At 72.4% G+C, this 25,902-nt stretch carries 23 protein-coding genes; 17 read left to right on the forward strand and 6 right to left on the reverse strand.

Annotation, left to right across the window (positions count from 1 at the left end; genetic code table 11):
* Nucleotides 1-137 precede the first annotated feature (137 nt).
* From ACZ3ZD_RS02915 to leuE, 7 genes are all read left to right on the forward strand, one after another.
* The gene (locus ACZ3ZD_RS02915) at nucleotides 138-854 is read left to right on the forward strand and encodes a DUF4328 domain-containing protein (RefSeq protein ID WP_467392770.1); all 717 of its coding nucleotides are present in this window, start codon (nucleotides 138-140) and stop codon (nucleotides 852-854) included.
* 90 nt (nucleotides 855-944) lie between these two features.
* Nucleotides 945-1,556, forward strand: coding sequence for a hypothetical protein (locus ACZ3ZD_RS02920; protein WP_467392772.1), 612 nt, complete (start codon nucleotides 945-947; stop codon nucleotides 1,554-1,556).
* 268 nt (nucleotides 1,557-1,824) lie between these two features.
* Nucleotides 1,825-2,139, forward strand: coding sequence for a hypothetical protein (locus ACZ3ZD_RS02925; RefSeq protein ID WP_467393287.1), 315 nt, complete (start codon nucleotides 1,825-1,827; stop codon nucleotides 2,137-2,139).
* Between the two features lie 269 nt (nucleotides 2,140-2,408).
* Nucleotides 2,409-3,071, forward strand: a complete 663-nt coding sequence (locus ACZ3ZD_RS02930; RefSeq protein WP_467392774.1) for an RNA polymerase sigma factor — start codon at nucleotides 2,409-2,411, stop codon at nucleotides 3,069-3,071.
* On the forward strand, nucleotides 3,071-4,108 hold the full coding sequence (locus ACZ3ZD_RS02935) for a hypothetical protein (RefSeq protein ID WP_467392776.1): 1,038 nt from the start codon (nucleotides 3,071-3,073) through the stop codon (nucleotides 4,106-4,108). The genes ACZ3ZD_RS02930 and ACZ3ZD_RS02935 overlap by 1 nt, the downstream gene beginning before the upstream one ends.
* Nucleotides 4,109-4,373: 265 nt before the next feature.
* Nucleotides 4,374-5,966: an acyl-CoA mutase large subunit family protein gene (locus tag ACZ3ZD_RS02940; protein WP_467392778.1), complete on the forward strand. Its 1,593-nt coding sequence runs from the start codon at nucleotides 4,374-4,376 to the stop codon at nucleotides 5,964-5,966.
* Between the two features lie 51 nt (nucleotides 5,967-6,017).
* The gene (leuE, locus tag ACZ3ZD_RS02945) at nucleotides 6,018-6,668 is read left to right on the forward strand and encodes a leucine efflux protein LeuE (RefSeq protein ID WP_467392780.1); all 651 of its coding nucleotides are present in this window, start codon (nucleotides 6,018-6,020) and stop codon (nucleotides 6,666-6,668) included.
* A 64-nt stretch (nucleotides 6,669-6,732) separates the two neighbouring features.
* Here leuE and ACZ3ZD_RS02950 read toward each other — a convergent pair whose 3' ends face one another.
* The 3 genes from ACZ3ZD_RS02950 to ACZ3ZD_RS02960 form a co-directional block, all read right to left on the reverse strand.
* Nucleotides 6,733-7,875: an acyltransferase family protein gene (locus tag ACZ3ZD_RS02950; protein ID WP_467392782.1), complete on the reverse strand. Its 1,143-nt coding sequence runs from the start codon at nucleotides 7,873-7,875 to the stop codon at nucleotides 6,733-6,735.
* An 86-nt stretch (nucleotides 7,876-7,961) separates the two neighbouring features.
* Complete coding sequence (locus tag ACZ3ZD_RS02955) at nucleotides 7,962-9,296, reverse strand: polysialyltransferase family glycosyltransferase (protein WP_467392784.1); 1,335 nt, start codon at nucleotides 9,294-9,296, stop codon at nucleotides 7,962-7,964.
* Entirely contained in the window at nucleotides 9,293-10,270 is a 978-nt protein-coding gene (locus tag ACZ3ZD_RS02960) for a glycosyltransferase family 2 protein (protein ID WP_467392786.1), read from the reverse strand. The genes ACZ3ZD_RS02955 and ACZ3ZD_RS02960 overlap by 4 nt, the downstream gene beginning before the upstream one ends.
* A 198-nt stretch (nucleotides 10,271-10,468) precedes the next feature.
* Between ACZ3ZD_RS02960 and ACZ3ZD_RS02965 the strand changes: the two genes are divergently transcribed.
* The 4 genes from ACZ3ZD_RS02965 (at nucleotide 10,469) to ACZ3ZD_RS02980 (ending at nucleotide 15,620) form a co-directional block, all read left to right on the forward strand.
* Nucleotides 10,469-11,794, forward strand: coding sequence for a DUF6716 putative glycosyltransferase (locus ACZ3ZD_RS02965; protein ID WP_467392788.1), 1,326 nt, complete (start codon nucleotides 10,469-10,471; stop codon nucleotides 11,792-11,794).
* 23 nt (nucleotides 11,795-11,817) lie between these two features.
* A complete protein-coding gene (locus ACZ3ZD_RS02970) occupies nucleotides 11,818-13,053 on the forward strand; it encodes a cytidylyltransferase domain-containing protein (protein ID WP_467392790.1) in 1,236 nt (411 codons plus the stop codon).
* Between the two features lie 12 nt (nucleotides 13,054-13,065).
* Nucleotides 13,066-14,004: an N-acetylneuraminate synthase family protein gene (locus ACZ3ZD_RS02975; RefSeq protein WP_467392792.1), complete on the forward strand. Its 939-nt coding sequence runs from the start codon at nucleotides 13,066-13,068 to the stop codon at nucleotides 14,002-14,004.
* A 476-nt stretch (nucleotides 14,005-14,480) separates the two neighbouring features.
* Nucleotides 14,481-15,620 carry a hypothetical protein gene (locus ACZ3ZD_RS02980; RefSeq protein ID WP_467392794.1) on the forward strand — a complete coding sequence of 380 codons (1,140 nt, stop codon included), beginning with the start codon at nucleotides 14,481-14,483 and terminating at the stop codon, nucleotides 15,618-15,620.
* Nucleotides 15,621-15,635: 15 nt separating this feature from the next.
* On the opposite strand, the gene ACZ3ZD_RS02985 is transcribed toward ACZ3ZD_RS02980, so the two are convergent.
* The 3 genes from ACZ3ZD_RS02985 to ACZ3ZD_RS02995 form a co-directional block, all read right to left on the reverse strand.
* Complete coding sequence (locus ACZ3ZD_RS02985; RefSeq protein ID WP_467392796.1) at nucleotides 15,636-15,842, reverse strand: hypothetical protein; 207 nt, start codon at nucleotides 15,840-15,842, stop codon at nucleotides 15,636-15,638.
* A gap of 140 nt (nucleotides 15,843-15,982) precedes the next feature.
* Nucleotides 15,983-16,924: a DUF2637 domain-containing protein gene (locus ACZ3ZD_RS02990; protein ID WP_467392798.1), complete on the reverse strand. Its 942-nt coding sequence runs from the start codon at nucleotides 16,922-16,924 to the stop codon at nucleotides 15,983-15,985.
* Nucleotides 16,925-16,932: 8 nt separating this feature from the next.
* Nucleotides 16,933-17,076 (reverse strand): hypothetical protein, encoded by a 144-nt coding sequence (locus tag ACZ3ZD_RS02995; RefSeq protein WP_467392800.1) that lies wholly within the window; start codon nucleotides 17,074-17,076, stop codon nucleotides 16,933-16,935.
* A gap of 1,004 nt (nucleotides 17,077-18,080) precedes the next feature.
* On the opposite strand from ACZ3ZD_RS02995, the gene ACZ3ZD_RS03000 reads away from it, so the two are divergent.
* The 6 genes from ACZ3ZD_RS03000 (at nucleotide 18,081) to ACZ3ZD_RS03025 (ending at nucleotide 25,852) form a co-directional block, all read left to right on the forward strand.
* On the forward strand, nucleotides 18,081-19,316 hold the full coding sequence (locus ACZ3ZD_RS03000) for a M20 family metallopeptidase (RefSeq protein ID WP_467392802.1): 1,236 nt from the start codon (nucleotides 18,081-18,083) through the stop codon (nucleotides 19,314-19,316).
* A gap of 944 nt (nucleotides 19,317-20,260) precedes the next feature.
* The gene (locus ACZ3ZD_RS03005; RefSeq protein ID WP_467392804.1) at nucleotides 20,261-21,316 is read left to right on the forward strand and encodes a BMP family lipoprotein; all 1,056 of its coding nucleotides are present in this window, start codon (nucleotides 20,261-20,263) and stop codon (nucleotides 21,314-21,316) included.
* 198 nt (nucleotides 21,317-21,514) lie between these two features.
* Nucleotides 21,515-23,041 carry an ABC transporter ATP-binding protein gene (locus tag ACZ3ZD_RS03010; protein ID WP_467393289.1) on the forward strand — a complete coding sequence of 509 codons (1,527 nt, stop codon included), beginning with the start codon at nucleotides 21,515-21,517 and terminating at the stop codon, nucleotides 23,039-23,041.
* The gene (locus tag ACZ3ZD_RS03015; RefSeq protein WP_467392806.1) at nucleotides 23,038-24,165 is read left to right on the forward strand and encodes an ABC transporter permease; all 1,128 of its coding nucleotides are present in this window, start codon (nucleotides 23,038-23,040) and stop codon (nucleotides 24,163-24,165) included. The genes ACZ3ZD_RS03010 and ACZ3ZD_RS03015 overlap by 4 nt, the downstream gene beginning before the upstream one ends.
* The gene (locus ACZ3ZD_RS03020) at nucleotides 24,165-25,451 is read left to right on the forward strand and encodes an ABC transporter permease (RefSeq protein WP_467392808.1); all 1,287 of its coding nucleotides are present in this window, start codon (nucleotides 24,165-24,167) and stop codon (nucleotides 25,449-25,451) included. Before ACZ3ZD_RS03015 ends, ACZ3ZD_RS03020 begins: the two co-directional genes overlap by 1 nt.
* Complete coding sequence (locus ACZ3ZD_RS03025; RefSeq protein ID WP_467392810.1) at nucleotides 25,448-25,852, forward strand: cytidine deaminase; 405 nt, start codon at nucleotides 25,448-25,450, stop codon at nucleotides 25,850-25,852. The genes ACZ3ZD_RS03020 and ACZ3ZD_RS03025 overlap by 4 nt, the downstream gene beginning before the upstream one ends.
* Nucleotides 25,853-25,902 lie beyond the last annotated feature (50 nt).

A 25,902-nucleotide genomic window follows, 5' to 3' on the forward strand; every position in this document is an offset into this window, starting at 1 on the left:
GAGTGGACGTACGACGGCGTCCGACCGTATGTTCCGGTGTCCGCGCGCGGTCTCGTCCGCGCGCGGCACCAGTGCACGCGTCGGCCAGGGGAGGGCCGCGCGCCGTCTCGGATCTCGTCTCTCGGGGGAACTCCACCATGACCACGCCCATGCCCGCGCCCGTGCCCGCACCGCCGTACGCCGCCCCGCCCGGCGCCTGGCTGCGCTCACCGGCCGCGCTCGGCCGGGCCACCGCCCTGCTGCTCGGCCTCGTCATCGCCTCCGACCTGTTCGCCTGCTACGCGGACTTCCTGGAGATGGACGTCACCGGCGACCTCGCGGGCGGTGTCACCGGCGCCGACGTGATCGACCGGGCGGACCACGCCGACACCCTCTACGGCGCCGCGGGCATCGCGCAGGGCGTGGCGCTGGTGGCCACGGCCGTCGTCTACCTCTGCTGGCTGTGGCGGATCCGGGTGAACGCCGAGGTGTTCGACGCCTCCGGGCACCGCATGAAGCGCGGCTGGACCATCGGCGCCTGGTTCTGCCCGGTCGTGAACCTGTGGTTCCCGCGCCGGATCGTCGCGGACAGCTGGGACGCCAGCGCGCTCTGGGGTTCGCGGTCCGGGCACACGCCGGTCAACGCCTGGTGGACGCTGTGGCTCGTCAGCCTTCTCGCGGGCCGGTTCGCGGACAGCACCTCCCGGCACGCCGAGACGGCCGACGAACTGAGCGCGGCGGCCAGGACGATGCTGTTCGCCGACGGCCTCGACATCGCCGCCGCCGTCCTCGCCGTCGTGGTGGTCGTCCACCTGACCCGGATGCAGGAGCGCAAGGTCCTCTCCGGCGAGCTGCCCGCCCCCGGGCTTGGCTGAAAACACGCCTCTGTGACACTCCCGCCCCGTCCCACGCAGTAAGGGGCGATACGGGCCCGTACCGGTCGGCGCCCTGGCGAGGAGGCATTCATGAGCCTGGTGGACCTGATCGCAGAGGCCGACGCACGCGGACTGGCCGCCGGCGGACTGGCTTGTTTGGATCGGTGTCTGCCGCTGCTCAGCGGTGACGACGACCTGCTGCGCCCGCTGTGGGCGCGGCTCGCCGACGGGACCGACTGGGCCGGGGAGCTGGCCCGGGCCCGCGAGGCGCTCGGCGCCACCGAGTCCGCCGAGCCAGCCGAGCCCGTCGAGCTCGCCGAGCCCGCCGACGAGGCCGCGCGGCTCGCCCGCCGGATGCTCCGGTCGGCCCCGGCCGAGCGCACCGCCGACGCCGTACGGCCCTGGGCCGACGCCTGCTCGATCGCCGGCCTGCGCATCCACCGGCTGCTCGACCCCGCCACGGACGACGGCCCGGCCCCGGCGGGCGCGGACGGACTCGACGCCGGGCGCGCGGGCGACACGGCCGGCCTGCCGCCGCTGGTCGCCGCCGAGCTGCGCCGCCAGGCCGCCGTGCTGGAACTCCTCGCCGCGCACGGCGCGCAGGGCCTGCGGCCGGCGCTGGAGCTGTCGGTGGAGGGCCGCCGGGTGCTGCGCGCGGTGGTGTCCCGGCGGGCGCGCGCCGCCGCGGAACCGGGGGCGTGAGGGCGCGTGACGGGGCGTGTGACGGGGGCCCTGTGACCTTCGTGCGGCGGACCTGGGGTGGTCCTGCGACGGTTGCCGGGACGTCCGGACAAACCCCTCGGAAGCCGGTGACGCAACCCCGGCCCGGCTCGCTCTTCCCTGTGTGACAGCCGATGCGACAGCTCATGTGACAGTGCCCAGGACGGCCCGGTACGGGACGGAGTGGCAGGAGACCAGGCCGCAGGCCGCGGTGAAGCCCGCGCGGTGGGCGGCGGACGCGGTGGCGACCATGCGCGAGGGTGCGCGGGTCCGGCTCGACTACTCGGCGCAGAGCCTGTGGCGGGTGGACCGGATGATCGAGGAGATACGCCGAGAGGGCCCGCCGTACGCGGCCGTCGAGAGCGTGCTGCGCGGCTTCGGCGCCTACGCCGGGGAGGTGATCGCCCGGCAGACCGGCGCCGAGTGGTGGGCGACCGGTGGCGAGCACTGGCTGCGCACCACCGACGGCCGGCTCTACGACCCCATCGACGAGGCCCGCCGCTGCTACGGCGGCCACGGCTCGCTCCGGCTGCTGTGCCGGGACGCGACGACCGCCCCCGGCTGACCGGCCGGAAGGGTGCGCAGGCAACGGCCGGGGCCGCCACCCCCCACAGGAGAGGCCCCGGCCGTTGCGGTGCGGGCCGCGTGCGGCCCGTACTCTTCTCAGCGCCGTGCGTGCTGTTTCTGTCACACCCGGCCACCACCGGATCTCACCCTGTGCACATCCGAACCCGGTCACGAGTTAGTTGCAGCTTCTACGGACATGGACGTGGAGTGGTTTCAGGCCGTAACGTGCCTTTCGCGCCGACCGAAGACAGGCGTAAAGGGAGTACGGTGCTGGGGGACGACGCGGAGCTGACCGCCGCGGTGTGTGCGGCACAGGGCGGAGACGAGACCGCGTTCCGTACGGTGTACCGCGCGGTCCATCCCCGCCTGCTGGGCTACGTCCGCACACTGGTCGGCGATCCGGACGCCGAGGACGTCGCGTCCGAGGCCTGGCTGCAGATCGCCCGCGACCTGGACCGGTTCAGCGGTGACGCCGACCGGTTCCGCGGCTGGGCCGCCCGGATCGCCCGCAACCGCGCCCTGGACCACATACGCATGCGCGGCCGCCGCCCCGCCATAGGCGGCGACGAGACGGAGCTGACCAGCCGGGCCGCCGAGTCCGACACGGCCGGCGAGGCCATCGAGGCCCTGGCCACCGACAGCGCCCTCTCCCTGATCGCCCGGCTCCCGCAGGACCAGGCCGAGGCGGTCGTCCTGCGCGTGGTCGTCGGCCTGGACGCCAAGACCGCCGCCGAGACCCTCGGCAAACGCGCGGGTGCCGTCCGTACCGCCGCGCACCGCGGTCTGAAGCGGCTCGCCGAGCTGATCGGCGCCGATCCGGAAGCGGCGGGCGCGCTCGACGCACTCCCGCCTCAGCGAGAACCGCGCCCCCGCGCGGTGACGTCCGCAACTGTGACGCATACGCGTGCGCGGACGCAGAAGGACATGTGATGGCCGACGAGCAGTACAAGTGGCTGAATCGTGAGGCGGCGGAACGTCTGCTGCGCGGTGAGCCGCTGGAGGCCGTCGACCCCTCCGCCCGTGACCAGGCCGAACGCCTCTCCCAGGCGCTCGGCGCGCTGTCCGCGGAGGCGGCCGGGGCACCCGGTGAACTCCCCGGCGAGCAGGCCGCCCTGGCCGCGTTCCGCAAGGCCCGCGAGGCCGGCGAGGCGGAGCGCACCGCCGCGGCCCGCACCCCGGTGCCCGGAACCGATGCCGGCCTGGTCCGCATCGGTGTCCCGCGCCGTACCGGATCGCGCCCCCGGCGCTCCCGCTGGGCCCGACCGGTGCGCCTGGCGATCGCCGCCGCCGCGGCCGCGGGCACACTCGGCGGGGTCGCCATGGCCGCCGGCAGCGGGGTGCTGCCCACGCCGTTCGGCGACGACCACCCCCGCCCCGCCGCCTCCGCCCCGGTCTCCGGCTCCGCCTCCTCCGACTCGGCCGCCGGACAGCCCCTCGTCACCGGCTCCGGGGCGGCCACGCCGGGCCCCGGCACGGGCACGCCGGAGGGCGGTCCGCCGAGCGGTGGTGCGGACGGGCGGCGCGACGGCACCGGCGCCGAGGCCTCCGGCCCGACCGACGGCCCCGCCGCCACCGGTTCCGGGACTCCCTCCGCCGGCTCCGGCACCGGGTGGCCCGGCGCCGCCTCGGCCTGCCGCGCCCTGCGCGACGGCAAGGCACTGGACACCGGCCGCCGGCGCACGCTGGAGCAGCTGGCCGGCGGCCCCGCCCGCGTCACCCGGTACTGCACGGTCCTGCTGGCCCTCGGCGACCCCGCCTCCGGCGAGGGGCAGACCAAGGGCACGGGCAAGGGCGGCGACAAGAACGACGACAAGAACAACGACAAGGGCAAGGGCGGGGACGGGGGCCACGGCTGGCACCGCGGCCGTGTCGCCCCCGCCCCCTCCTCCTTCCTCCCGGCGCGCCCCGACGCACCGGCCAGCACCCCCGCGCTCCCGTCCCCGTCCCCGACGTACACCGCGCTCTAAGCCCCTGACCTGCGCTTTTGCAGGCGTCGAAAAGTTTTCGGCGCGAGGTGTGACGTTTCTGGAGGCCGCGGCGCAGTACTGAGTGAGCCGACTGGTCATCGGCCGTCGCACTGAGCCGGGGTTCCCCCCGTACCCACGGCTCGTGTGCACCTGGCGCGGGCGGGACACGTTCCCCCGGTCCCGCCCGCGCCCCCCGCGTGACCCGCGCCGGACCAGAGGGCATCGTGAGGAGTACCGGTGTACCGGTCGTCCCGCGGAGGCAGTCATGGCACAGGAATCGGCGCGGCGGTCCGAGTCGGGCCTGCCGATCGAACCGGTGTACGGCCCGGCAGCCCTGGCCGGCTGGGACCCGGAGCGGAAGCTGGGCGAACCCGGCGCGTACCCGTACACCCGCGGGGTGTACCCGAGCATGTACACCGGCCGCCCCTGGACCATGCGCCAGTACGCGGGCTTCGGCACGGCGGCGGAGTCCAACGCCCGCTACCGGCAGCTGATCGCCCACGGCACCACCGGCCTGTCCGTCGCCTTCGACCTGCCCACCCAGATGGGCCACGATTCCGACGCCCCTCTCGCGCACGGCGAGGTCGGCAAGGTCGGCGTGGCCGTCGACTCGATCGAGGACATGCGGCTGCTGTTCGACGGCATCCCGCTGGGCCAGGTCTCGACGTCGATGACGATCAACGCCCCGGCCGCCCTCCTGCTGCTCCTGTACCAGCTGGTGGCGGAGGAACAGGGAGCCCGCGCGGACCAGTTGACCGGCACGATCCAGAACGACGTGCTGAAGGAGTACATCGCGCGCGGGACGTACATCTTCCCGCCGAAACCCTCCCTGCGGCTGACGGCGGACATCTTCCAGTACTGCACCGCCGAGATCCCCCGGTGGAACACCATCTCGATCTCCGGTTACCACATGGCGGAGGCGGGCGCGTCGCCCGTCCAGGAGATCGCGTTCACCCTGGCGGACGGCATCGAGTACGTCCGTACGGCGGTGGCGGCGGGGATGCCCGTGGACGACTTCGCGCCCCGCCTGTCCTTCTTCTTCGTGGCCCGTACGACACTGCTGGAGGAGGTCGCCAAGTTCCGTGCCGCGCGCAGGATCTGGGCACGGGTGATGCGGGAGGAGTTCGGCGCGCGCAACCCCAGGTCGCTGATGCTGCGCTTCCACACGCAGACGGCGGGGGTGCAACTCACCGCGCAGCAGCCGGAGACGAACCTGGTCCGGGTCGCCGTGCAGGCCCTGGCCGCGGTGTTCGGCGGTACGCAGTCCCTGCACACCAACTCCTTCGACGAGGCGATCGCGCTGCCGACGGACAAGAGCGCGCGGCTGGCCCTGCGGACCCAGCAGGTGCTGGCCTACGAGACGGACGTGCCGGCGACGGTGGACCCCTTCGCGGGGTCGTACGCCGTGGAGCGGATGACGGACGACGTCGAGGAGGCGGCCGTCGACCTGATGCGCAGGGTCGAGGACCTCGGCGGGGCGGCCGCGGCGATCGAGCGGGGCTTCCAGAAGGCGGAGATCGAACGGAACGCGTACCGGATCGCCCGGGAGACGGACTCCGGCGACCGGGTGGTCGTCGGCGTCAACCGCTTCCGGCTGGACGAGGAGGAGCCGTACCAGCCCCTGCGCGTCGACCCGGCCATCGAGGCCGGGCAGACGGAACGGCTGGCCAGGCTGCGGGCCGAACGGGACGGCAGCGCGGTGACTACGGCCCTGGACGCCCTGCGCAAGGCGGCCAAGGGCGAGGACAACGTCCTGCCCCCGATGAAAGAGGCCCTGCGAGCCCGCGCGACGGTGGGAGAGGTCTGCGGGGCCCTCCGCGAGATCTGGGGAAGCCACGTACCGGCGGACGCGTTCTGAGCTGTGCGGTCGGTCGGCGGCCTGCCGTACCTTCGTGCGACACTCCCTGTCATGTTCGGTGTCGTCGACCTCCCCACCTACCTCGCGGGCCTGGCTCTGATCATCCTGCTGCCCGGGCCCAACTCCCTCTACGTCCTCTCCGTGGCCGCCCGCCGCGGTGTGCGGGCCGGGTACACCGCCGCCGCCGGGGTCTGGTGCGGGGACACCGTGCTGATGACGCTGTCCGCCGCCGGAGTGGCCTCGCTGCTCCAGGGGAACGCGCTGCTGTTCGGGATCGTGAAGTACGCCGGGGCCGGATATCTGAGCTGGCTCGCGATCGGCATGCTGCGGTCCGCCCGGCAGATGTGGCGGACCCGGCGGGAGCCGGCCGTGGAGGAGGCTCCGGCCGCCCAGGGCGCCGACGAGCGGCCCTTCAGCCGTGCGCTCGTCGTCAGCCTCTTCAACCCCAAGGCGATCCTCTTCTTCGTCGCCTTCTTCGTGCAGTTCGTGGACCCCGGCTACGCCTACCCGGCCCTCTCCTTCGTCGTCCTCGGCGCGTTCGCCCAGCTCGCCAGCTTCCTCTACCTCAGCGCGCTGATCTTCGGCGGCACCCGCCTCGCCACCGCCTTCCGCCGCCGCAGGAGGCTGTCCGCCACGGCCACCTCGGCGGCCGGCGCCCTGTTCCTCGGCTTCGCCGTGAAGCTGACACTGGCCAGCGCGTAGGGATTCCCCGGACGGTGTCGCCGGTCCGGCCCCGGCCGGGCGGTCCCCGGCCCCGCCCGCCGTGTCAGCTGACGGCGGGGGTGCCGTGGGCTGTCTTCAGGGCCCTCTTCAGGCGGGGGCCGAAAGGTTTTTCCACCCAGTGGTGGATCAACCAGGCCAGGGTGAGCATCGCCGCGACGGTCACGGCCAGGGTCGGCCACGGGGGCAGGCCCACGCCCCGGTGCAGCAGGCGGATGACGAACCAGCCCAGGTGCTCGTGGACCAGGTAGAACGGGTACGTCAGCGCGCCGGCCGTGGCCAGCCACCGCCAGGAGGCCCACCGGGTCCAGCCCAGCGCCACGGCGGCGACGGCGCCGTAGGCGAGGGTGACGATCAGGACGACGACGTACGGGTCCCGGTGCGGGTGCGGCCCCCACAGCCCGCGGGTGGCCTCGCTCTGCGCGAGCAGCCAGGACATCACGACGATGCCCCAGGCGAGCAGACCGCTGCCGAAGCGGTGGATCAGGTACAGCGCCAGACCGCCGACGAAGAAGGGCGCGTACTCGGGCATCAGCACCTGTTCCAGGAGCGCGTTGCCGGACGTGCGGCACAGCACCGCCGCCATGGTCCACACCCCGCAGAACAGCACGACGCGGCGGTAGGTGACCCCGCGCACCACCACGAACAGGGCGAACAGGGCGTAGAAGCGGACCTCCACCCACAGCGTCCAGCACACGCCGAGGATCCGCGTGGCGCCCATCGGCTGCTGCAGCATGGTGAGGTTGACCAGGAACTCGTCCAGGCGGACCGGGCGGACGACGACCGGGAGCGCCAGGGCCGCCGCGGTGACGAGGACCAGCGCCACCCAGTACGCGGGGTACAGGCGGGCGACCCGGGAGCGGAAGAAGTCGCCGAGGGTGCGGCCCCAACTGCTCATGCAGATCACGAAACCGCTGATGACGAAGAAGAACTGCACACCGAAGTTGCCGTAGACGGCCACCCGGTACAGGGACGGGAAGAGCCGCTCCGGGTCCGCGTGCCAGGACGCGGAGACCGCTCCGCCGCGGCCGGCGTAGTGGTAGAGGCAGACCAGCAGCGCGGCGACGAGCCGCAGACCGTCGAGGGCGAGCAGGCGGTCCCGGCGACCCGCGCGGGCCGGCGGGGCGGGGACCGCCCCCGGTATGAGGGGACCGCGCTCGGCGGTGAGGCCGGGGCCTGAAGCAGCCATGTCCGGGTGTTCCTTCCTGGTTCTTCTCACAGTCCAGCTGCCGAGGGGCGCCCGGCCGCGCACGCGGCCCGGTCAGGCCCGGTCCGCTACCCGCGTACGCCCCGGCGCAGGCTGCGCGCCTTGCGCGCCACCCGGCGGACCGTCGCGTTGCGCGGGATGAACGCCAGCTGCGCGGGCACCCCGCCGGGCAGCGCCAGCGAGGACAGGCGCCGGCGCTTGAAGTAGCGCAGGGTGTGCGCGTTCAGGTGCCGCGCCAACCAGCTCTCCGCCTCGGGGCGCAGGCCCGGGTAGATCCTCGGCTGCATCGCGAAGCCCACCGCGCGCACCAGCGCCCCCAGCGCCTCGACGCCCATGCCGGAGCGCTGTTCCGCGACGGCCTTCCGGTCGGTCAGCTCAGGCAGCAGCGCGTCCACGATCGTCACCGGCACCCGGTTGCTGTTCTCGTACGGCGTCAGCCGCTCCAGCAGCAGCTCGGTGCCCACCCGGGCGACCGGCAGACCGTACAGGGCGGAGGCCGTGAGCAGGGCGGTGGAGAAGCAGCCGACGACCAGCGCGGGACGCATCCGCTGGTACAGCACCTCCGCGAGCACCGGCGTGTCCAGCACGGTCAGTTCGACGTCCAGCCGCTCGGCCTCCTGCTCCAGGGAGCGGGTGAAGGCGGACGGGGCCGACGGGTGCGGCTTGAAGACGACCCTGGTGTGGCCGAGGGAGGCCGCGCCCCTCACCATCCGCACGTGCAGGGCCTCCTCCTGCTCGGCGGTCAGGATGTCCAGCGCGGACAGGTACTGCCCGAGCAACAGCGCCGGCTCCTCCACCGTGGGCAACTCGTCGCCCATCGGCGCCAGTTCGGCGAGGACCTTGGTGAAGGCGGACGTCGGCACCAGCTCGGCGGGTACCCCGAACTCGGTGAGCAGCATCGGCTTCAGCCCCGGCACCAGGTCCAGGTGCAGGACCCGGTCCACGCGGGTGCCGACCAGCGGGTCGATCTTGTTGCGGGTGGGGCCGTAGCTCATCAGGCCGTCGGCGTAGACGGTGACCGGCGCGCCGGTGAAGATCTGCGCGAGCGCCAGCGACGGGTTCACCTGGATCGACTCGACGGCCAGCTCGACGTCCTCGCCGCCGAGCCGCCACTCGTGGCGCAGGTACCGTTCCCACAGCGGCAGATCGTCCCCGCGCGGCGCCCAGCCGCCCGGGTGGAACGGGAAGATCGCCTCGTTGTACGACACCACGTCGTCGAACCGGTCCCGCAGCCGCTCGAACCCCGGCACCGCGTCCAGCGCCGGCGAGGTCTCGGGCGCGGCCGCGTTGTTGCAGACCAGCAGGATGCGCCGGTCGGCCGGACGGAAGCAGCCGGAGTCCAGGGCGGCGGCGAGCGTGGCCGTGCCGTACAGCGTCGACGCCTGGAAGATCTGGGTGGTCACGCGGCGGCCCCCGTGGCGGCGGGACGGCGGCGCAGCCGGCGCAGCCGGGTGGCGCGCTGGAGGTCCATGGAGTCCAGCGCCTCGTCCAGCACGTCCTGCGGCATGCGCCGCAGCGCCGCGGCGCTCAGGGCTTTCAGTTTCCTCGCCACCGCCGGCTCGAACCTCTCGATGGATCCCAGGTGATGGGAGATGATCGCGCAGTAGGTGCGGACGGCCTTCGGCAGCAGGACGCCGGCCTCCCGGTCCGCCGCGGTCTCGGCGATGACCTGGTCGAACGCCCGGATGAAGTCCAGTTGCCGCACATCGCCGATCTGGGTGAGGGACGAGGCGACCCCGCGCCGGTAGAACACCCCGAGCAGGCTCACCGCGGCGAAGGACTCCGCCTCCCGGTGCAGCTTCCAGATCCACGGCCGGTCCTCGGCCGTGCGCAGCCCGTCGGTGAAGTGCAGCACCCCCCGGTCCACCAGCCGCCGGTGGTAGACGCCGGCCCACGCGTACGCGTAGTCCACCGACGTGGACCGGTCGGCGGGCAGGATCGCCTCCCGCGGGTTCAGTACGGTGTTCCGCCGGCCCACCGGCACCCGGTGCACGCTGCGCGACCGCGCGGTGCACTGCACATGGTCCGTGCGCAGGAAGTCGCAGCCCAGCTCCTCGATGGCGGCGAGCAGCCTCGGGAGGTAGCCGGGGGCGAGCCAGTCGTCGCCGTCCAGGAAGGTCAAGTACGTGCCGCGCGCCCGGTCGATACCGGTGTTGCGCGCGGTCGCCAGTCCTCCGTTCTGCTCGTGCCGGACCAGGACCGCACCCGGCAACTCGCGCTCCGCGCGCGCGAGAATCTCTGGCGTCCCGTCGCGGGAACAGTCGTCGACGAGAATGAATTCGAAGTCCTCACCCACGTTCGCTTTCAGGCTCCTGAGGGTGTCGGGCGCGTATTGCTGCACGTTGTAGAACGGCACGATGACGGAGAGCTTGACCACGTCAAGGACGGTAGGGCGTGGCCCGCCATTCGTCTTGACGACCTGCTTGATACGGGGTGAACGACGCATGGCGAAGCCGTGAACCAGGCTGTTCGGCGAGGCGATCGCGGCCCGGTTGGCCATTCGGCGATGTGCTGTTAACCGTTTGTTGCATTCGGGTTGGGCGGAACCTCGGAATGGCTTCCTAGCGTCTTCGGCGTGCCAGCAAGTGCAAAGAACTCCCTGCGGGTCGCCGTCCTCGCCGACTCGGACACCCGGTGGAAGTGGGGCGCGCTCACCGCGCAACGGCTCACTCCCACGGCTGCCGAGATCCGGCTCGACGGCTACCTCCTGCGGGGGCGCGCCACCCCCACCGCCCGCCAGCTGCGGGAGGTCAGCGTCCGGGCGGACTCCCTGCACGAGGTCACCGGCGTCGAGTTCCTGCGCGCGATGACCGGGGAGTCGTACGACGTCCTCGTCCTCGCCCTGGTCGGCGGCGGTGTCCAGGCGATGCTGCACGGGCTGCGCGCCGCCTGGGGCTCCGGGCCGCGTCCCGTGGTCGTCACCGGCTATGTCGGGGTCGTCTACGAGAAGCTCACCGACGGGCTGCTGCTGCGGCACGGCGCGGACCTCGTCCTCGCCAACTCCCGCCACGACGCGGACCGGTTCCGGGCCGTGTACGAAGGGGTCGGCGCCGACGCCTCCTCGGTCACCGAGGTCGCGCTGCCCTTTCTCGGCGGTGCGCCCTACACCGGCGAACACCGGCCGTACACCGTGGTGTTCGCGGCCCAGCCGTCGGTGCCGGACAACCGCCGGGACCGCGGCTACCTGCTGGGCCGGCTCATCGGGCACGCCCGCAGGCACCCCGAGCGCGAGGTCCTGCTCAAACTGCGCTCCAAGCCCGGCGAACACACCACCCACATCGAGGAGTTGCCGTACCAGAAGCTGGTCCAGGGCCAGGACCTGCCCGCCAACTTCCGCCTGGTGTACGGGCACATGGGCGAGGTGCTGGACCGCACCGACCTGCTGGTCACGGTCAGTTCCACGGCCGCCCTGGAGGCCCTGCACCGCCGGGTCCCCACCGCGGTCCTCACCGACCTCGGGGTGCGCGAGGTGCTGGGCAACCACCACTTCACCGGGTCCGGCTGCCTCGCCTCCTGGGACCAGCTCGACGCCGGGCACCGGCCGGTGCCGGACGAGGAGTGGGTGGCCCGGCAGGGGGTCGCGGCCGCGGACTCCTCCGGGGGAGGGTCGTACGCCACGGCGTTCGACGCCGCCCGCGAGCGCATCGCCAGGCTGCTGGACCGGCCGGGCGGCCTGCCGCCCCTGAACCCCTACTACACCACCGAGACCGCGCCCGGCTATCTGCCCGGCATCCTCGCCCGCCACCACCTCGGCCCCGACGGCGTCCCGCTGCCCGGCGCGCCCGCCGCCGACAAGGCGCCCGGCCCCGTCCGGCAGATCGTGCGCCGGGCCGCGCGCGGCGCCTACCGGCACGGCGTCCAGCGGGTCGCCCCGGTGATCCGGCGGATGGGCGAGCTGTGACCTCACTCCAAGGAGTACACCCCATGTCCCACTCGCAAGCGGGTCCGGGCGCCCCCGTCCGCCGGGTGCTCGCGGTGATCCCCGCCCGCGGCGGCTCCAAGGGCGTGCCCGCGAAGAACCTCGCTCCCGTCGGCGGTGTTCCGCTGGTGGCCCGCGCGGTGCGCGAGTGCCGGGCGACCCGGCTGGTGACCGACGTCGTCGTCTCCACCGACGACCAGGCCATCGCCGCCGCCGCCCGGGAGGCCGGCGCCGAGGTCGTGCTGCGGCCCGCCGCCATCGCCGGGGACACCGCCACCTCCGAGGCGGCGGTGCTGCACGCCATGGACACCCACGAGACCCTGCACGGCGCCCGCGTCGACGCGGTCCTGCTCGTGCAGTGCACCAGCCCCTTCCTCGTCCGCGAGGACATCGACGCGGTGGCCGCGGCGGTCACCGAGAACGGCGCCGACACCGCCGTCACCGTGGCCCCCTTCCACGGCTTCGTCTGGCGGGAGGCCGGGCCCGACGCCGAGGGCGGGGCCGGCGTGGGGGTCAACCACGACAAGTCCTACCGCCCGCGCCGCCAGGACCGTCCCCAGGACTTCCTGGAGACCGGCGCCGCCTACGCGATGGACGCGGCCGGTTTCCGCACGCACGGCCACCGCTTCTTCGGCCGCACCGAGCTGGTCCGCACCGACCCGGCCCGGGTGCTGGAGATCGACGACCCGCACGACCTGGCGCGGGCCCGGGCCCTCGCGCCCCTCTTCGACGCGAACCGCCCCGGTTCGCTGCCGACCGCCGACGACGTGGACGCGGTCGTACTGGACTTCGACGGCACCCAGACCGACGACCGGGTGCTGATCGACTCCGACGGACGGGAGTTCGTCGCCGTGCACCGCGGCGACGGGCTCGGCATCGCGGCCCTGCGCAGAAGCGGCCTGAAGCTGCTGGTCCTGTCCACGGAACAGAACCCTGTGGTCGCCGCCCGCGCCCGGAAGCTGAAGCTTCCCGTGCTGCACGGCATCGACCGCAAGGACCTCGCGCTGAAGCAGTGGTGCGAGGAGCAGGGCATCGCGCCGGAGCGCGTGCTCTACGTCGGCAACGACGTCAACGACCTGCCGTGCTTCGCCCTCGTGGGCTGGCCCGTGGCGGTCGCGAGCGCCCACGACGTCGTACGCGGCGCCGCACGCGCGGTCACCACCGTCCCCGGCGGTGACGGCGCGATCCGAGAGATCGCCAGCTGGATCCTCGGCCCCTCTCTCGATTCCCTCCCCAAGTAAGGACACCCCCTGATGAGCACCAACTCCCGTCTGCGCACGTTCGGTTCCCGCGAGGTCGGCCCCGGCAGGCCCGTCTACATCTGCGGCGAGATCGGCATCAACCACAACGGTGAGCTGGAGAACGCCTTCAAGCTGATCGACGTGGCCGCCGAGGCCGGCTGCGACGCCGTCAAGTTCCAGAAGCGCACCCCCGAGATCTGCACCCCGCGCGACCAGTGGGACATCGAGCGGGACACCCCCTGGGGCCGGATGACGTACATCGACTACCGCCACCGGGTGGAGTTCGGCGAGGACGAGTACCGTCAGATCGACGCGTACTGCAAGGAGAAGGGGATCGACTGGTTCGCCTCCCCGTGGGACACCGAGGCCGTCGCCTTCCTGGAGAAGTTCGACCTCCCCGCGCACAAGGTGGCGAGCGCGTCCCTGACCGACGACGAGCTGCTGCGCGCCCTGCGCGCCACGGGCCGTACGGTCATCCTCTCCACCGGCATGTCCACCCCGCGGCAGATCCGGCACGCGGTCGAGGTCCTGGGCAGCGACAACATCCTGATGTGCCACGCGACCTCGACGTACCCGGCGAAGGCCGAGGAGCTGAACCTCCGCGTGATCAACACGCTGGAGAAGGAGTACCCGAACGTCCCGATCGGCTACTCCGGCCACGAGACGGGCCTGCAGACCACGCTGGCCGCGGTCGCGCTGGGCGCCGCCTTCGTCGAGCGCCACATCACCCTCGACCGCGCCATGTGGGGCTCCGACCAGGCCGCGTCGGTGGAGCCGCAGGGCCTCACCCGCCTGGTCCGCGACATCCGCACCATCGAGGCCTCCCTCGGCGACGGCGTCAAGAAGGTCTACGACTCCGAGCTGGGCCCGATGAAGAAGCTGCGCCGGGTCGCCGGCGCAGTCGCCGAGGCGGAGATCGCCGCGGCGGCGGGCGAGCCGGTCGCGGTGTGAGTCCAGGTCACTGACGACGGGACGGTCGTACGCCGATGAGCCCCCGCGCCGGCCGGTCCGGCCACCCCGCCCACACGCTCGCCTTCGTGGAGAGCCCGGTACAACTGCTGAACGTACTGGAGTGGGCCCACCAACAGGGCCTGCCGCCCGCCGCGCCGCCGCCCCCGCCCGGGCACCCCTCGGAGCGCCCGGGCGCCCCGGGCGGCGGGGGAGGGCCGAGCGGGCCTGGCGGCGCGGGGTCGGCAGGGCCGTACGGGGCCGGCGGCGCGGAGCCCGGAGCGTCGCCCGGGCGGGGCGGCGCGGGACCGGTTGCGGGCTACGTGCCCTCGCCGGTCCTGCCCCCGCAGGCGGGACTGCCGGCGCCCGCCGGACCCCCGGCCGTGGTGGCGGGTGGGGCCGCACCTGCCGTGCCCTCCGGGCTCGCGCCCGCTGAGCCTGCGCCCGCCGGGCCCGCACCGGCCGGACCCGCGGCCGGCGTGCCCGGTGAGCCTGCGTCCGCCAGGCCTTCCGGACCCGCGCCCGCCGTACCCGCGCAGGTCCGTCGGTCGCCGGCCGGCGCGCAAGCCACCGGTGCGGGGGCGGCCACCGGGGACGCGGCCGGTACAGGGGCTGCCCAGGCGACCCGTACGGGGCCGGCCGGCGCGGCGGCCGCCGGGGTGTGGCTCACCCTCATCGTGTTGGCGCCGACCGACCCCATGACCCGGGGGCAGCTGCGGCGGATGGCGGATCTGGCGCGGGACGAGGGGTACCGGGTGCGCTGGGAGGAGGCGCGGGGCGGTACGACCGCGCCGTTCCGCACCATCGGCGGGCTGGCCGGCTCCCTGCGCCGGGCCGACCGGATCGTCATGGGCGACCCGTTCTCCCGCTACGTACAGCTCCTGCTGACCATCACCCGCGCCCGCGACCTGGTGGTCGTGGACGACGGCACGGCGACGATGGAGTTCGTCGCCCAGCTGGCCCGGGGCGAACGCCTGGTCCGCTGGCACCGCAAGGGTGGCCGGCCCGGCGCCCGGGACCTGCTCTTCGCGCCGGTGTCCTCCTCCGCCCGCCGCCGGCTGACGCCCAGCCCGCGCCGCCGGGTCGAGGTGTTCTCCTCCATGCCGGTGACGGAGGTCCCGGAGGGCGTCACGGTCACCGCGAACGACTTCGCCTGGACCCGGTCCCGCTTCGGGCCGCCGCGCATCACCAACGGCGCGGACATGGTCGGCACCTCCCTGGTGGAGACGGGGGTGGTGGACGGCGACCGCTATCTGGAGGCCGTCCACCACCTGGCCGAGGCCCACGGTGTGACCCGCTACTTCGCCCACCGCCGCGAGAGCACCGACAAACTGCACCGGCTGGCGGTCGAGACCGGCCTGGAGATCGTCCGCCCGGACCTGCCCCTGGAGCTGATCGCCCGGCGCGGCCCCATCGGCCGCACGGTCCTCAGCTTCCCCTCCACGGTCGTCCACACCCTCCCGCTGGCCCTGGCCGGCACGGGCGTCCGCGTCGCGGTCTGCGACATCGACCCGAGCTGGCTCACCGACACCGCCTCACCCCGCGCCCAGGGCTTCCTGTCCGGCGTGACCGACACCGCCCGCGACGTCCACCGGCTGACGGCGGTGGTCCCGGCATGACGGACGCCCCCGGCCTCAGCCGGGGGCGGAAGGGTGGTTCGGGCAGCCGCCCGAGCAGACCCAGAGCCGGAACGGCAGGCCGCGGTAGCGCACCTCGCCCAGCACCCGGCCACTCGGCCCCAGCGGAAGGCCGCAGACGGCGCAGTCGATGCCCATCTGCTGGCGGGGCCGCAACCGGGCGACATCGGGCATGAGCGGGGGCGCCGTGAGGAGGGTGTTCACGCGGCGCCACCGACCGTCCGGCCCCGGGCGGACCGCACGGCGGCCGCTCGGACCGGCGTACGGAAAGTGCTCATCGATGGGGAACCTCCAGCTGTGCCAGGCGGCACCGGACCCCGGCCGAGTGGCGCCGCCGCGAACGGTCAGGGACGGTCGCCGGTCCAACCGGGGCGACGCGAGGGGCCGGAGAGCCGGTCATGGACCGCCGGGCCGCCGACGACCGCGTCCCCCGCCGGTCCTGCGAAGTTGCTCCGGGGCAGGTCGCCGCTCGTGTAGAGCGTGCCCTCCTGGGGTGCCGCCGTTTCCTCGCCGGCGGCCTTCTCGGCAGGCTGCGACCGGTGCCGGGGGAAGGTCCGCCGGGGCGGCCTGGTCAGCGTGACCTGCCGTACCACCTGCTGGAAGCAGGCCAGCGAGGCGAGGCTCGGCAGGGCGGCGGCCACGGTGTCCACGATGTGCTTCGGTGCCTGCGCCACACACAGCGCCATGGCGATGGCCGAGAACACCAGCAGGACGGACCAGGAGTGGAAGGCCCGGCGCTGGTGCAGCGCCGCCCGGAGGATGGACAGCGACGCCACCAGCCAGGGGCCGAAGATCAGGAGGGGCCACCAGGACACCACGCTGCTCTGGGTCCGGGCCGCCGCCACGAAGCGCAGCGGGTCGTACGCGATCAGGCCGCCGAAGATGCTCACCCCCGAGGCGATGACGGTCGCCGCGGCGGCGATCAGACAGCTGGCGACGCGGACGCTGCCGGGCCGCTGTCTCCTGCGTTCCTTGCGGTGGCCCCGGGGAGCCGCCCGCACCGGGGGCAGTTCCGCCGTGAGTTCCACCAGGGCCTCGCGGGGCGTCATCGGCTCCGGGGCGACGGGGTGGTCCTCCTCGCGCCCGCCGGGAATCCTCGCCTGCTGCTCCATGGTGTCCCGGAGCATGTAGGCCAGTTCCTCCGCGGGGTCCCAGCCCGAGTCCGGGGGGATCAGGGGGTTCGAGAAATCCGCGGTGGGCGAGCGGTGCCGCCCCCTGCCGTGGTGGTAGTCGTCCACGTAGTCGGCGGGGAGGTCCGGGTACGATCCCATTGTCTCGTGCTGCATGGGCGATGTCATTCCGCCGGTGAAAGACGGAACCAGGTGTCCGCGCCCACCCAGCGTTGGGAGATGTCGGTCTCCAGCGAGTTCATTCTGTCCATGAATTCCTGGAGGATCTCCTCGGTCGCCTCCAGTGTGACAGGCAGTCCACCCCTCATCAGAACTCCTTTGGCGCTGTGCGTTTCGGCGGGCGCCGGCAGATAGGTGTAGGAACCCAGCCGCACGGGCCGCCTGGCAACAGAATCGAGTACCTGACCCCTCAGAGCCTTCGTCATGCTGCAACTAACGGCACCATGCGGCGATGGGTGTGCGGCAAACGAGTGAAGAGAGTAGCCGGACAAACACCTTTTCAAGGTGTCGTTCGGCCCTATGCCCATCTGGTATGAGAAATGGACAAGCAGCTGGTACGCGCCGGTGGCGGAGTCTGAAAAAATGTTTCCTCAAAGCGTAGGGGCTGTTTTCTGTCTCGCCGACAGCCCCTGGGGTGGATTGTTAGGATTTCCTGCCATCGGAGCAACCCGACGCGTCACTCATGGCCCGTACCTCACGCTGCAGCACTTCCACCATGCGCCGCCGTCGCCGCAATTCCAGGGTGTCGGTCTGCCGCATTCGGCACTGATGCGGTCGTACGAAAACGGATCCCGCAGTGCAGAGGGAGGTACAGGCGATCATGGTCCAGGCGAGCATGTTCCACATTTTTTTCTTCTCCTCGTGTGACGTGTGATGTGTTGCCGGGTCCGCAGGTTATCCATATCGAGGCGCGCCGAAATAAATACGCGCGATACCTGTTAGGCCGTCACTCGAAGAGCGGACTAAAAGTAAATTAGGCGCGCGAGCGGGCCGGCGGGTGCCGGGAAAGGTGGTGCGCGTCACCCGGATGGCGACCGGCGGCCCGTCCGGGCCGGACGGCCGGGAGGGGTGAGCGCCCCGGCGGCCGCCGGACGGCGCCGGGGCCGGCCGGCGGGGTCCGGTTCGTGGACATCGCGCGCGTGATCCGGCCGAGCCGTGGTATCCGTGGAAGAGGAAACATGGGTGATACCCACCAGAGTCCGCCGCCATGCGTCCGCCGGTCAGATTTTCTTCCCCTAACGGGCTGAAGTTTTGTTGAACGAGGGGCAGTTGACCAGTCGGGCGTCCTACCCTTCAGAGGGTGAAGCAATTGATGTCCCTAGAGTCCGAGGCCGGCCTTACGGGTGATGTGCTCCCCGGCGTGCTGAGCGAGTCCCTGCACGCCGAACTGGTCGCCTTCCGGCGCGACTTGCACATGCACCCCGAGCTGGGCAACCAGGAGTTCCGTACCACCGCCGCGATCAAGGAGCGGCTGGAGCGGGCCGGGCTCAAGCCCCGCGTCCTGAGTGCCGGAACGGGACTCGTCTGCGACATCGGCCTCGCGGAGGGGGAGCGGGCACCGGAACCGCTGCTCGCGCTGCGCGCCGACATCGACGCCCTGCCCATCCCGGACACCAAGGCCGACTGCCCGTACCGGTCGACCGTGCCCGACCGGGCCCACGCCTGCGGTCACGACGTACACACCACCGTCGTCCTCGGCGCCGGCCTGGTCCTCGCCGACCTGCACGCCAAGAGCCTGCTGCCCCGCCCGGTGCGGCTGCTCTTCCAGCCCGCCGAGGAGGTGCTGCCCGGCGGCGCCCTGGACGCCATCGAGGACGGTGTGCTCGACGGGGTCGGCCGGATCCTCGCCGTGCACTGCGACCCCAGGGTGGAGGCCGGGAAGGTGGGGCTGCGGCACGGGCCGATCACCAGCGCCTGCGACCGGCTGGAGATCGCGCTCGACGGCCCCGGCGGGCACACCGCCCGCCCCCACCTGACCACCGACCTGGTCACCGCCGCCGCCCGGGTCGCCGTGGACGTCCCCGCGCTGATCGGCCGCCGCGTCGACACCCGCGCCGGGCTCGCCCTCACCTGGGGCCGGATCGAGACGGGCCACGCCCCGAACGTGATCCCGCAGCACGCCGAGCTGTCCGGGACCGTGCGCTGCCTGGACCTGGAGGCCTGGCGGCAGGCCCCCGACATCGTGCACGCGGCCATCGACGAGGTCGCCACCCTGCACCGGGCCAAGTCCGAGATCACCTATGTGCGCGGGGTGCCGCCGGTCGTCAACGACCGGGAGTCCACCGAGGTGCTGCGCCGCGCCATGGTCGCCCGGCGCGGCATGAAGTCCGTGGAGAGCACCGAGCAGAGCCTGGGCGGCGAGGACTTCTCCTGGTACCTGGAGCACGTGCCCGGCGCGATGGCCCGCCTCGGGGTGCGCCGCCCCGGCGAGCGCACCGTACGCGATCTCCACCAGGGCGACTTCGACGCGGACGAGCACGCGATCACGGTCGGTGTGGAGATGTTCACCGCAGCAGCCTTCCTGGACCCGGGCGGCCCCCGCGGCTGAGGCGTTCCGGGACTTTGGCGGGGCCGCGGCTGGGGTGTTCCTGGGTTCTGGCGGGGCCGCGGGTGGGGTGTTCCTGGGTTCTGGCGGGGCCCGCGGGTGAGGTCGGCCTGGGCCTGGGCGGTGCCCGCGCTGAGGCGTTCCTGTGCTGTGGCGGGGCTGCGGGTGAGGCCTTCGCTGGACTCCGGTGTGGCTGCGGCTCGGGCGTTTCAAGTGCTGTGGCGGGTTCGCGGCTGAGGTGGGCCTGGGCCTATGGGCGGGGCGCGCGGCAGAGGTCAGCCTGGGCCTGGGCGGGGCGCGCGGCTGGGGCGTTCCTGTGCCGTGGCAGGGCCTGCGGCTCAGGTGGACTGGTCTGGGCGGGATCCATGGCCTGAGGCCGGCCTGGGGCTGAGCGGGAGTCGTGGGCTGGGGCCCCCGCCCGGGCCCGGGCGGGGCCCGCGGCCTGGCGTGCCTGGATGCCGGCAGGGTTCCGTGGCCCGCGGCCTAGGCATTCCTGGTTTCTGGCCGTGTTCCGTGGCCGGGGCGTTCCTGATCTTTGAGGGAGCCCGCGGGCTGAGGCCTTCCCTGGATCAGGACTCTGGCGGGGCCCGCGGTTGAGGCCTGCCTGGGCTCTGGCAGGACCCGCAGCCGACGTGCTCCCCGGGCCCCGGCAGGGGTCCGCGGTGGTGGTCGGCGGCCCCCTCGGGGACCGTTCGCTCGGGCGGCGCAACACGGAAGCAAGCCATTCGTACACGGTGCGCTACACCCGCGTGAGAAGGCCGGGAGACCGAGTTCAAACACTGTTTGCCTCGAATCGATAACGGCTTCCCAGGAGGGTTTTTTGCGACATCTACGCGCGTTACGATGCCGCGAAGCCGACGCCGACAGGGCGTCTCGGCCGGAGCACTGCCATGGTGCTCACATCAAGGCGCCGCCAAGGCGCTCAGGTCAGGTGAAGGAGCCTTCCCGTGCGCCGGGTAGCCAAGCTTTCCGCTGCGTGTATCGCCTCCGCAGCACTCGCCATGACTGCCACCGCGTGTGGCAGCACCTCCTCCGAGAACGACACCGGTTCGTCCCCCTCCGGTGGCGGCAAGGGCGTCAAGGTCGGCCTCGCCTTCGACGTCGGCGGCCGTGGTGACCGTTCGTTCAACGACTCCGCCGCGCGCGGTGCCGACCAGGCCAAGAAGGAGTTCGGCGGCGACATCAAGGAGCTGACCGCGAAGACCTCGGACACCGAGGCCGACCGCGAGCAGCGCCTGTCCGACCTGGCCGACGCGGGCTACAACCCGGTCATCGGTGTCGGCTACGCCTACGCCGCCTCCATGGCCAAGGTCGCCGCGAAGTACCCGAAGACCAGCTTCGGCATCGTCGACTCGGTCGTGAACGGCAAGAACGTCGACAGCATCACCTTCACCGAGGAGCAGGGCTCGTACCTGGCCGGTGTCGCCGCCGCCCTGAAGACCAAGTCGAAGCACGTCGGCTTCATCGGCGGTGTCGACGTCCCCCTGATCAAGAAGTTCGAGGCGGGTTACGTCCAGGGCGTCAAGGACACCAACCCGAAGATCAAGGTCGACACGCAGTACCTGTCGCACGGCTCGGACACCTCCGGCTTCGCCAGCCCCGACAAGGGCAAGGAGGCCGCGCAGGGCATGCTCGACAACGGCGCGGACGTCATCTACACGGCGGCCGGCTCCTCCGGCAACGGCGCCATCGAGGCCGTCGCGGGCAAGAAGGGCGCCTGGGCGATCGGCGTGGACTCGGACCAGTACCAGATCCCGGGTCTGAGCAAGTACAAGAACGCGATCCTGACCTCGATGGTCAAGAACGTCGACGTCGGTGTCTACGACTTCGTGAAGTCGGTCCACGACGGCAAGCCGCTGTCCGGCACCAACACGTACTCGCTGGCCAAGGACGGCGTCAAGCTGGCCACCAGCGGCGGCTTCATCACCGACATCCAGGCCAAGCTGGACGCGGCGAAGAAGAAGATCGTCGACGGCTCGATCAAGGTCAAGACCACCCCGTGACCTGACGGGTCCCGTCGGACCCACGGCTCGGCGCGGGGGCCTGACCCGGCCCCTCGCCGAGCCATAACAATGTGTCAACTCTACGCGTGTAGCACGGAGTTGCCGCGCTAGCGTCGCCGACGCCTGCCCCCTCCCCGCAGCCCCTTTCCCCGAGGAGAGTGCGCCATCAACGCGTCCAGCCCTCCCGCTGCCGTCGAACTGCGCGGCATCACCAAGCGTTTCCCCGGCGTCGTCGCCAACCGCGACATCGACATCACGGTCCGCACGGGCACCGTCCACGCCCTGTGCGGCGAGAACGGCGCCGGCAAGTCCACCCTGATGAAGATCCTCTACGGCATGCAGCAGCCGGACGAGGGCACCATCACCGTGAGCGGCGAACAGGTCGTCCTCCACAACCCCGGCGACGCCATCGCCCGCGGCATCGGCATGGTCCACCAGCACTTCATGCTCGCCGACAACCTCACCGTCCTGGAGAACGTCGTCCTGGGCGCGGAGAAGCTGCACGGCATCGGGGGCAGGGCACGCGCCAGGATCAAGGAGATCTCCGACGCCTACGGCCTGGGCGTACGGCCCGACGCGCTGGTCGAGGAACTCGGTGTCGCCGACCGCCAGCGCGTGGAGATCCTCAAGGTCCTCTACCGCGGCGCCAAGACCCTCATCCTGGACGAGCCCACCGCCGTCCTCGTGCCGCAGGAGGTCGACGCCCTCTTCGACAACCTGCGCGAGCTCAAGGCCGAGGGCCTCACCGTCATCTTCATCTCGCACAAGCTGGGCGAGGTGCTCTCCGTCGCCGACGAGATCACCGTCATCCGGCGCGGCACCACCGTCGGCACGGTCGACCCGCGCGGCACCACGCCCAAGCAGCTCGCCGAGCTGATGGTCGGCAGCGAACTGCCCACCCCGGAGACCCACGAGTCCACCGTCACGGACGTCGCGATGCTGACCGTGGACGGCCTGCACCTGGCGCAGACCGACCTCGACGGCGTCGAGCGGATCATCCTGGACGAGATCTCCTTCACCATCCACAAGGGCGAGGTCCTCGGCATCGCCGGCGTGGAGGGCAACGGCCAGTCCGAGCTGGTCGAGGCCATCATGGGCATGCGGCACCCGGACGCCGGTGTCGTCACCCTCGACGGCGCCGACATCTCCCACGCCCCGACCCGCGCCCGCCGCGAGTCCGGCATCGGCTACATCCCCGAGGACCGCCACCGCCACGGCCTGCTGCTCGAAGCACCGCTGTGGGAGAACCGCATCCTGGGCCACGTCACCGAGAAGCCCAACTCGCGCGGCGCACTGCTCGACCTGAAGGCCGCCCGCGCCGACACCCAGCGCATCGTCGAGGCCTACGACGTCCGCACCCCCGGCATCGACGTCACCGCCGCCTCCCTGTCCGGCGGCAACCAGCAGAAGCTGATCGTCGGCCGCGAGATGAGCCACGACCCGAAGCTGCTCATCGCCGCCCACCCCACCCGCGGTGTGGACGTCGGCGCGCAGGCGGCCATCTGGGACTACATCCGCGAGGCCCGCCGCGAGGGCCTGGCCGTGCTGCTGATCTCCGCCGACCTGGACGAGCTGATCGGCCTCTCCGACACCCTGCGGGTGATGTACCGCGGCCGCCTGGTCGCCGACGCCGACCCCGCCACGATCACCCCCGAAGAGCTGGGCTCCGCCATGACGGGTGCGGCCACCGGCCACCTGGAGCACACAGAGGACGACGCGCGATGAACAAGCTGACCTCACGGATCGACAGGGAGCGGCTGCTCCTCGGTCTCGCCGCCCCCCTGCTGGCGGTCGTCGCCGCGCTCCTCGTCACCACCCTGGTGATCCTCGCGACCGGCAAGAACCCCGGCGACGCCTTCAGCGACATGGTGACCTACGGCTTCGCCAGCGACAGCCAGGTCTACATCCTGAACAAGGCGACCACGTACTACCTCGCGGGCGTCGCGGTGGCCGTCGGCTTCCGCATGAACCTGTTCAACATCGGTGTCGACGGCCAGTACCGGCTCGCCGCGTTCGTCGCCGCCGTCCTCGGCGGGGCGCTCACCGTGCCCGGCTGGCTCGCCATCCCGCTGATCATCATCTGCGCCATGGCGACCGGCGCCCTGTGGGCGGCCATCGCCGGCATCCTCAAGGTGACCCGGGGCGTCAGCGAGGTCATCGCGACCATCATGCTGAACTCGATCGCCACCGCGATCATCGCCTACCTGCTCCAGCCCGGAAAGCTCGGCCAGCTGGACCAGGCCGGCACCCTGGTCTCCACCAAGCCGCTGCCGGCCTCCTCGTACTTCTTCAGCTTCGACACCGGCCCGGCCGGTGAGCTGTGGGGCTTCATCGTCATCGCGGTGATCGTCGGCATCGCCTACTGGTTCGTCCTCGGCCGCACCCGCTTCGGCTTCGACCTGCGCACCGTCGGCCAGTCCGAGAGCGCGGCCGGCGCCAGCGGTGTCTCGGTGAAGAAGATGATCGCCACGAGCATGGTCATCTCGGGTGCGGTGGCCGGCCTGATCGGCATGCCGACCCTGCTGAACGACAGCCACCAGTTCAGCAACGACTTCCCGGCCGGCATCGGCTTCACCGGCATCGCCATCGCGCTGCTCGGCCGCAACCACCCGATCGGCATCGCGCTCGGCGCCCTGCTCTGGGGCTTCCTGGAGCGCACCACCAACCACCTGGAATTCCAGGGCTACGACAAGGAAATCCTCGGCGTCATCCAGGGCGTCATCGTGCTGTGCGTCGTCATCGCCTACGAGGTCGTACGCCGCTACGGCCTCAAGCGCCAGCAGCAGCGCGTCGGCGCCGAACTCGCCGCCCAGGCCGCCGCCCCGACGAAGAAGCAGGAGGTGGCGTGATGACTGCCACGATGACCGACACGCCGCCGCCGGCGGCCCCCAAGGCGGCGGGCGCGCCCCAGCGCTCCGGCCGTTCCCCCGGCCTGATCCTCATGATCGTCGCGGGTGCGCTGCTGCTCGTGGCCGCCGTCCGCGTCATCACCGGCGCGAACCAGCTCGACTCCGCCGGACAGGTCGCCGCCGCCCTCGGCCTGGCCGTGCCGATCGGACTCGCCGGACTCGCCGGCCTGTGGTCCGAGCGGGCCGGCGTGGTCAACATCGGCCTCGAAGGCATGATGATCCTCGGCACCTTCGGCGCCGGCTGGATCGGCTGGCAGACCAGCCCCTGGCTCGGCCTGCTGTGCGGCATCGGCTTCGGCGTCGTCGGCGGCCTGGTGCACGCCGTCGCCACCGTCACCTTCGGCGTCGACCACATCGTCTCCGGTGTCGCCGTCAACCTGCTCGCGCTCGGCGCCACCCAGTACCTGGCCAAGCTGTTCTTCGCCGGCGGCAAGGCCGCGGAGGCGGGCGGCAACCCCAAGCAGTCCCCGCCCGCGGACACGCTGCCCGACGTCACCGTCCCCGGCCTCTCCGACGGCCTCGCCTCGATCGAGAAGCACCACTGGTTCCTGGTCTCCGACCTCGCCGGCATCATCGGCGGTCTGATCACCAACCTGTCCGTGGTGACCATCCTGGCCGTGCTGCTGTTCGCCGGCAGCTGGTGGCTGCTGTGGCGCACCCCCTTCGGGCTGCGGCTGCGCTCCTGCGGCGAGAACCCGGTCGCCGCGGAGTCCCTCGGCGTCAACGTCTACCGGTACAAGTACGCGGCCGTGGCCGTCTCCGGCGGCCTCGCCGGCCTCGGCGGCGCGTTCCTCGCGCTGGTCACCTCGCACACCTACCTGGAGGGCCAGACCGGCGGCCGCGGCTACATCGGCCTCGCCGCGATGATCTTCGGCAACTGGCGCCCCGGCGGACTGGCCATGGGCGCGGGCCTGTTCGGCTACTCCGACGCGCTCCAGCTGCGCAACGGCGGTGTCACGGTCCACGCCCTGCTGCTGCTCCTGGTCGTGCTGCTCGCGCTGCTGGCCGGCTGGAAGCTGTACAAGAAGGCCCTGGTGCAGGGCGTGGTCAGCGCCGTCATGGCCGCGCTGGTCCTGGTCTGGTACCTGCTCACCGACGAGGTCCCGAGCGACTTCGTGGGCGCCACCCCGTACGTCGTCACGCTGCTCGTGCTGTCGCTGTCCGCGCAGCGCCTGCGGATGCCGAAGGCGGACGGCATGCGGTACCGGAAGGGCCAGGGCAAGTGACCGCGGGAACCGACACGTTCGACTGGGAGGCGCTGCGCGCCGAGGCACGGGAGGCCATGTCCCACGCCTACGCCCCCTACTCGGGCTACCCGGTCGGCGTGGCCGCCCTGGTCGACGACGGCCGCACCGTCACCGGCTGCAACGTCGAGAACGCCTCCTACGGCCTCTCGCTGTGCGCCGAGTGCGGTCTGGTCTCCCAGCTCCAGCGCACGGGCGGCGGCCGGCTGACGCACTTCACCTGCGTCGACGGCGCCGGCGCGCTGCTGGTCCCGTGCGGCCGCTGCCGCCAGCTGCTCTACGAGTTCGGCGGCCCGGACCTGCTCCTGGACACCCCCGCGGGCGTCCTGCCGCTCTCCGAGATGCTGCCCCAGGCCTTCGGCCCGGGCCATCTCACCACGTAAGGCCGTACGGCCCCCCTGCCCCGCCGGCAGGGGGGCCGCACACTTCGCAC

The sequence above is a fragment of the Streptomyces sp. NPDC023481 genome (genome assembly GCF_055560195.1).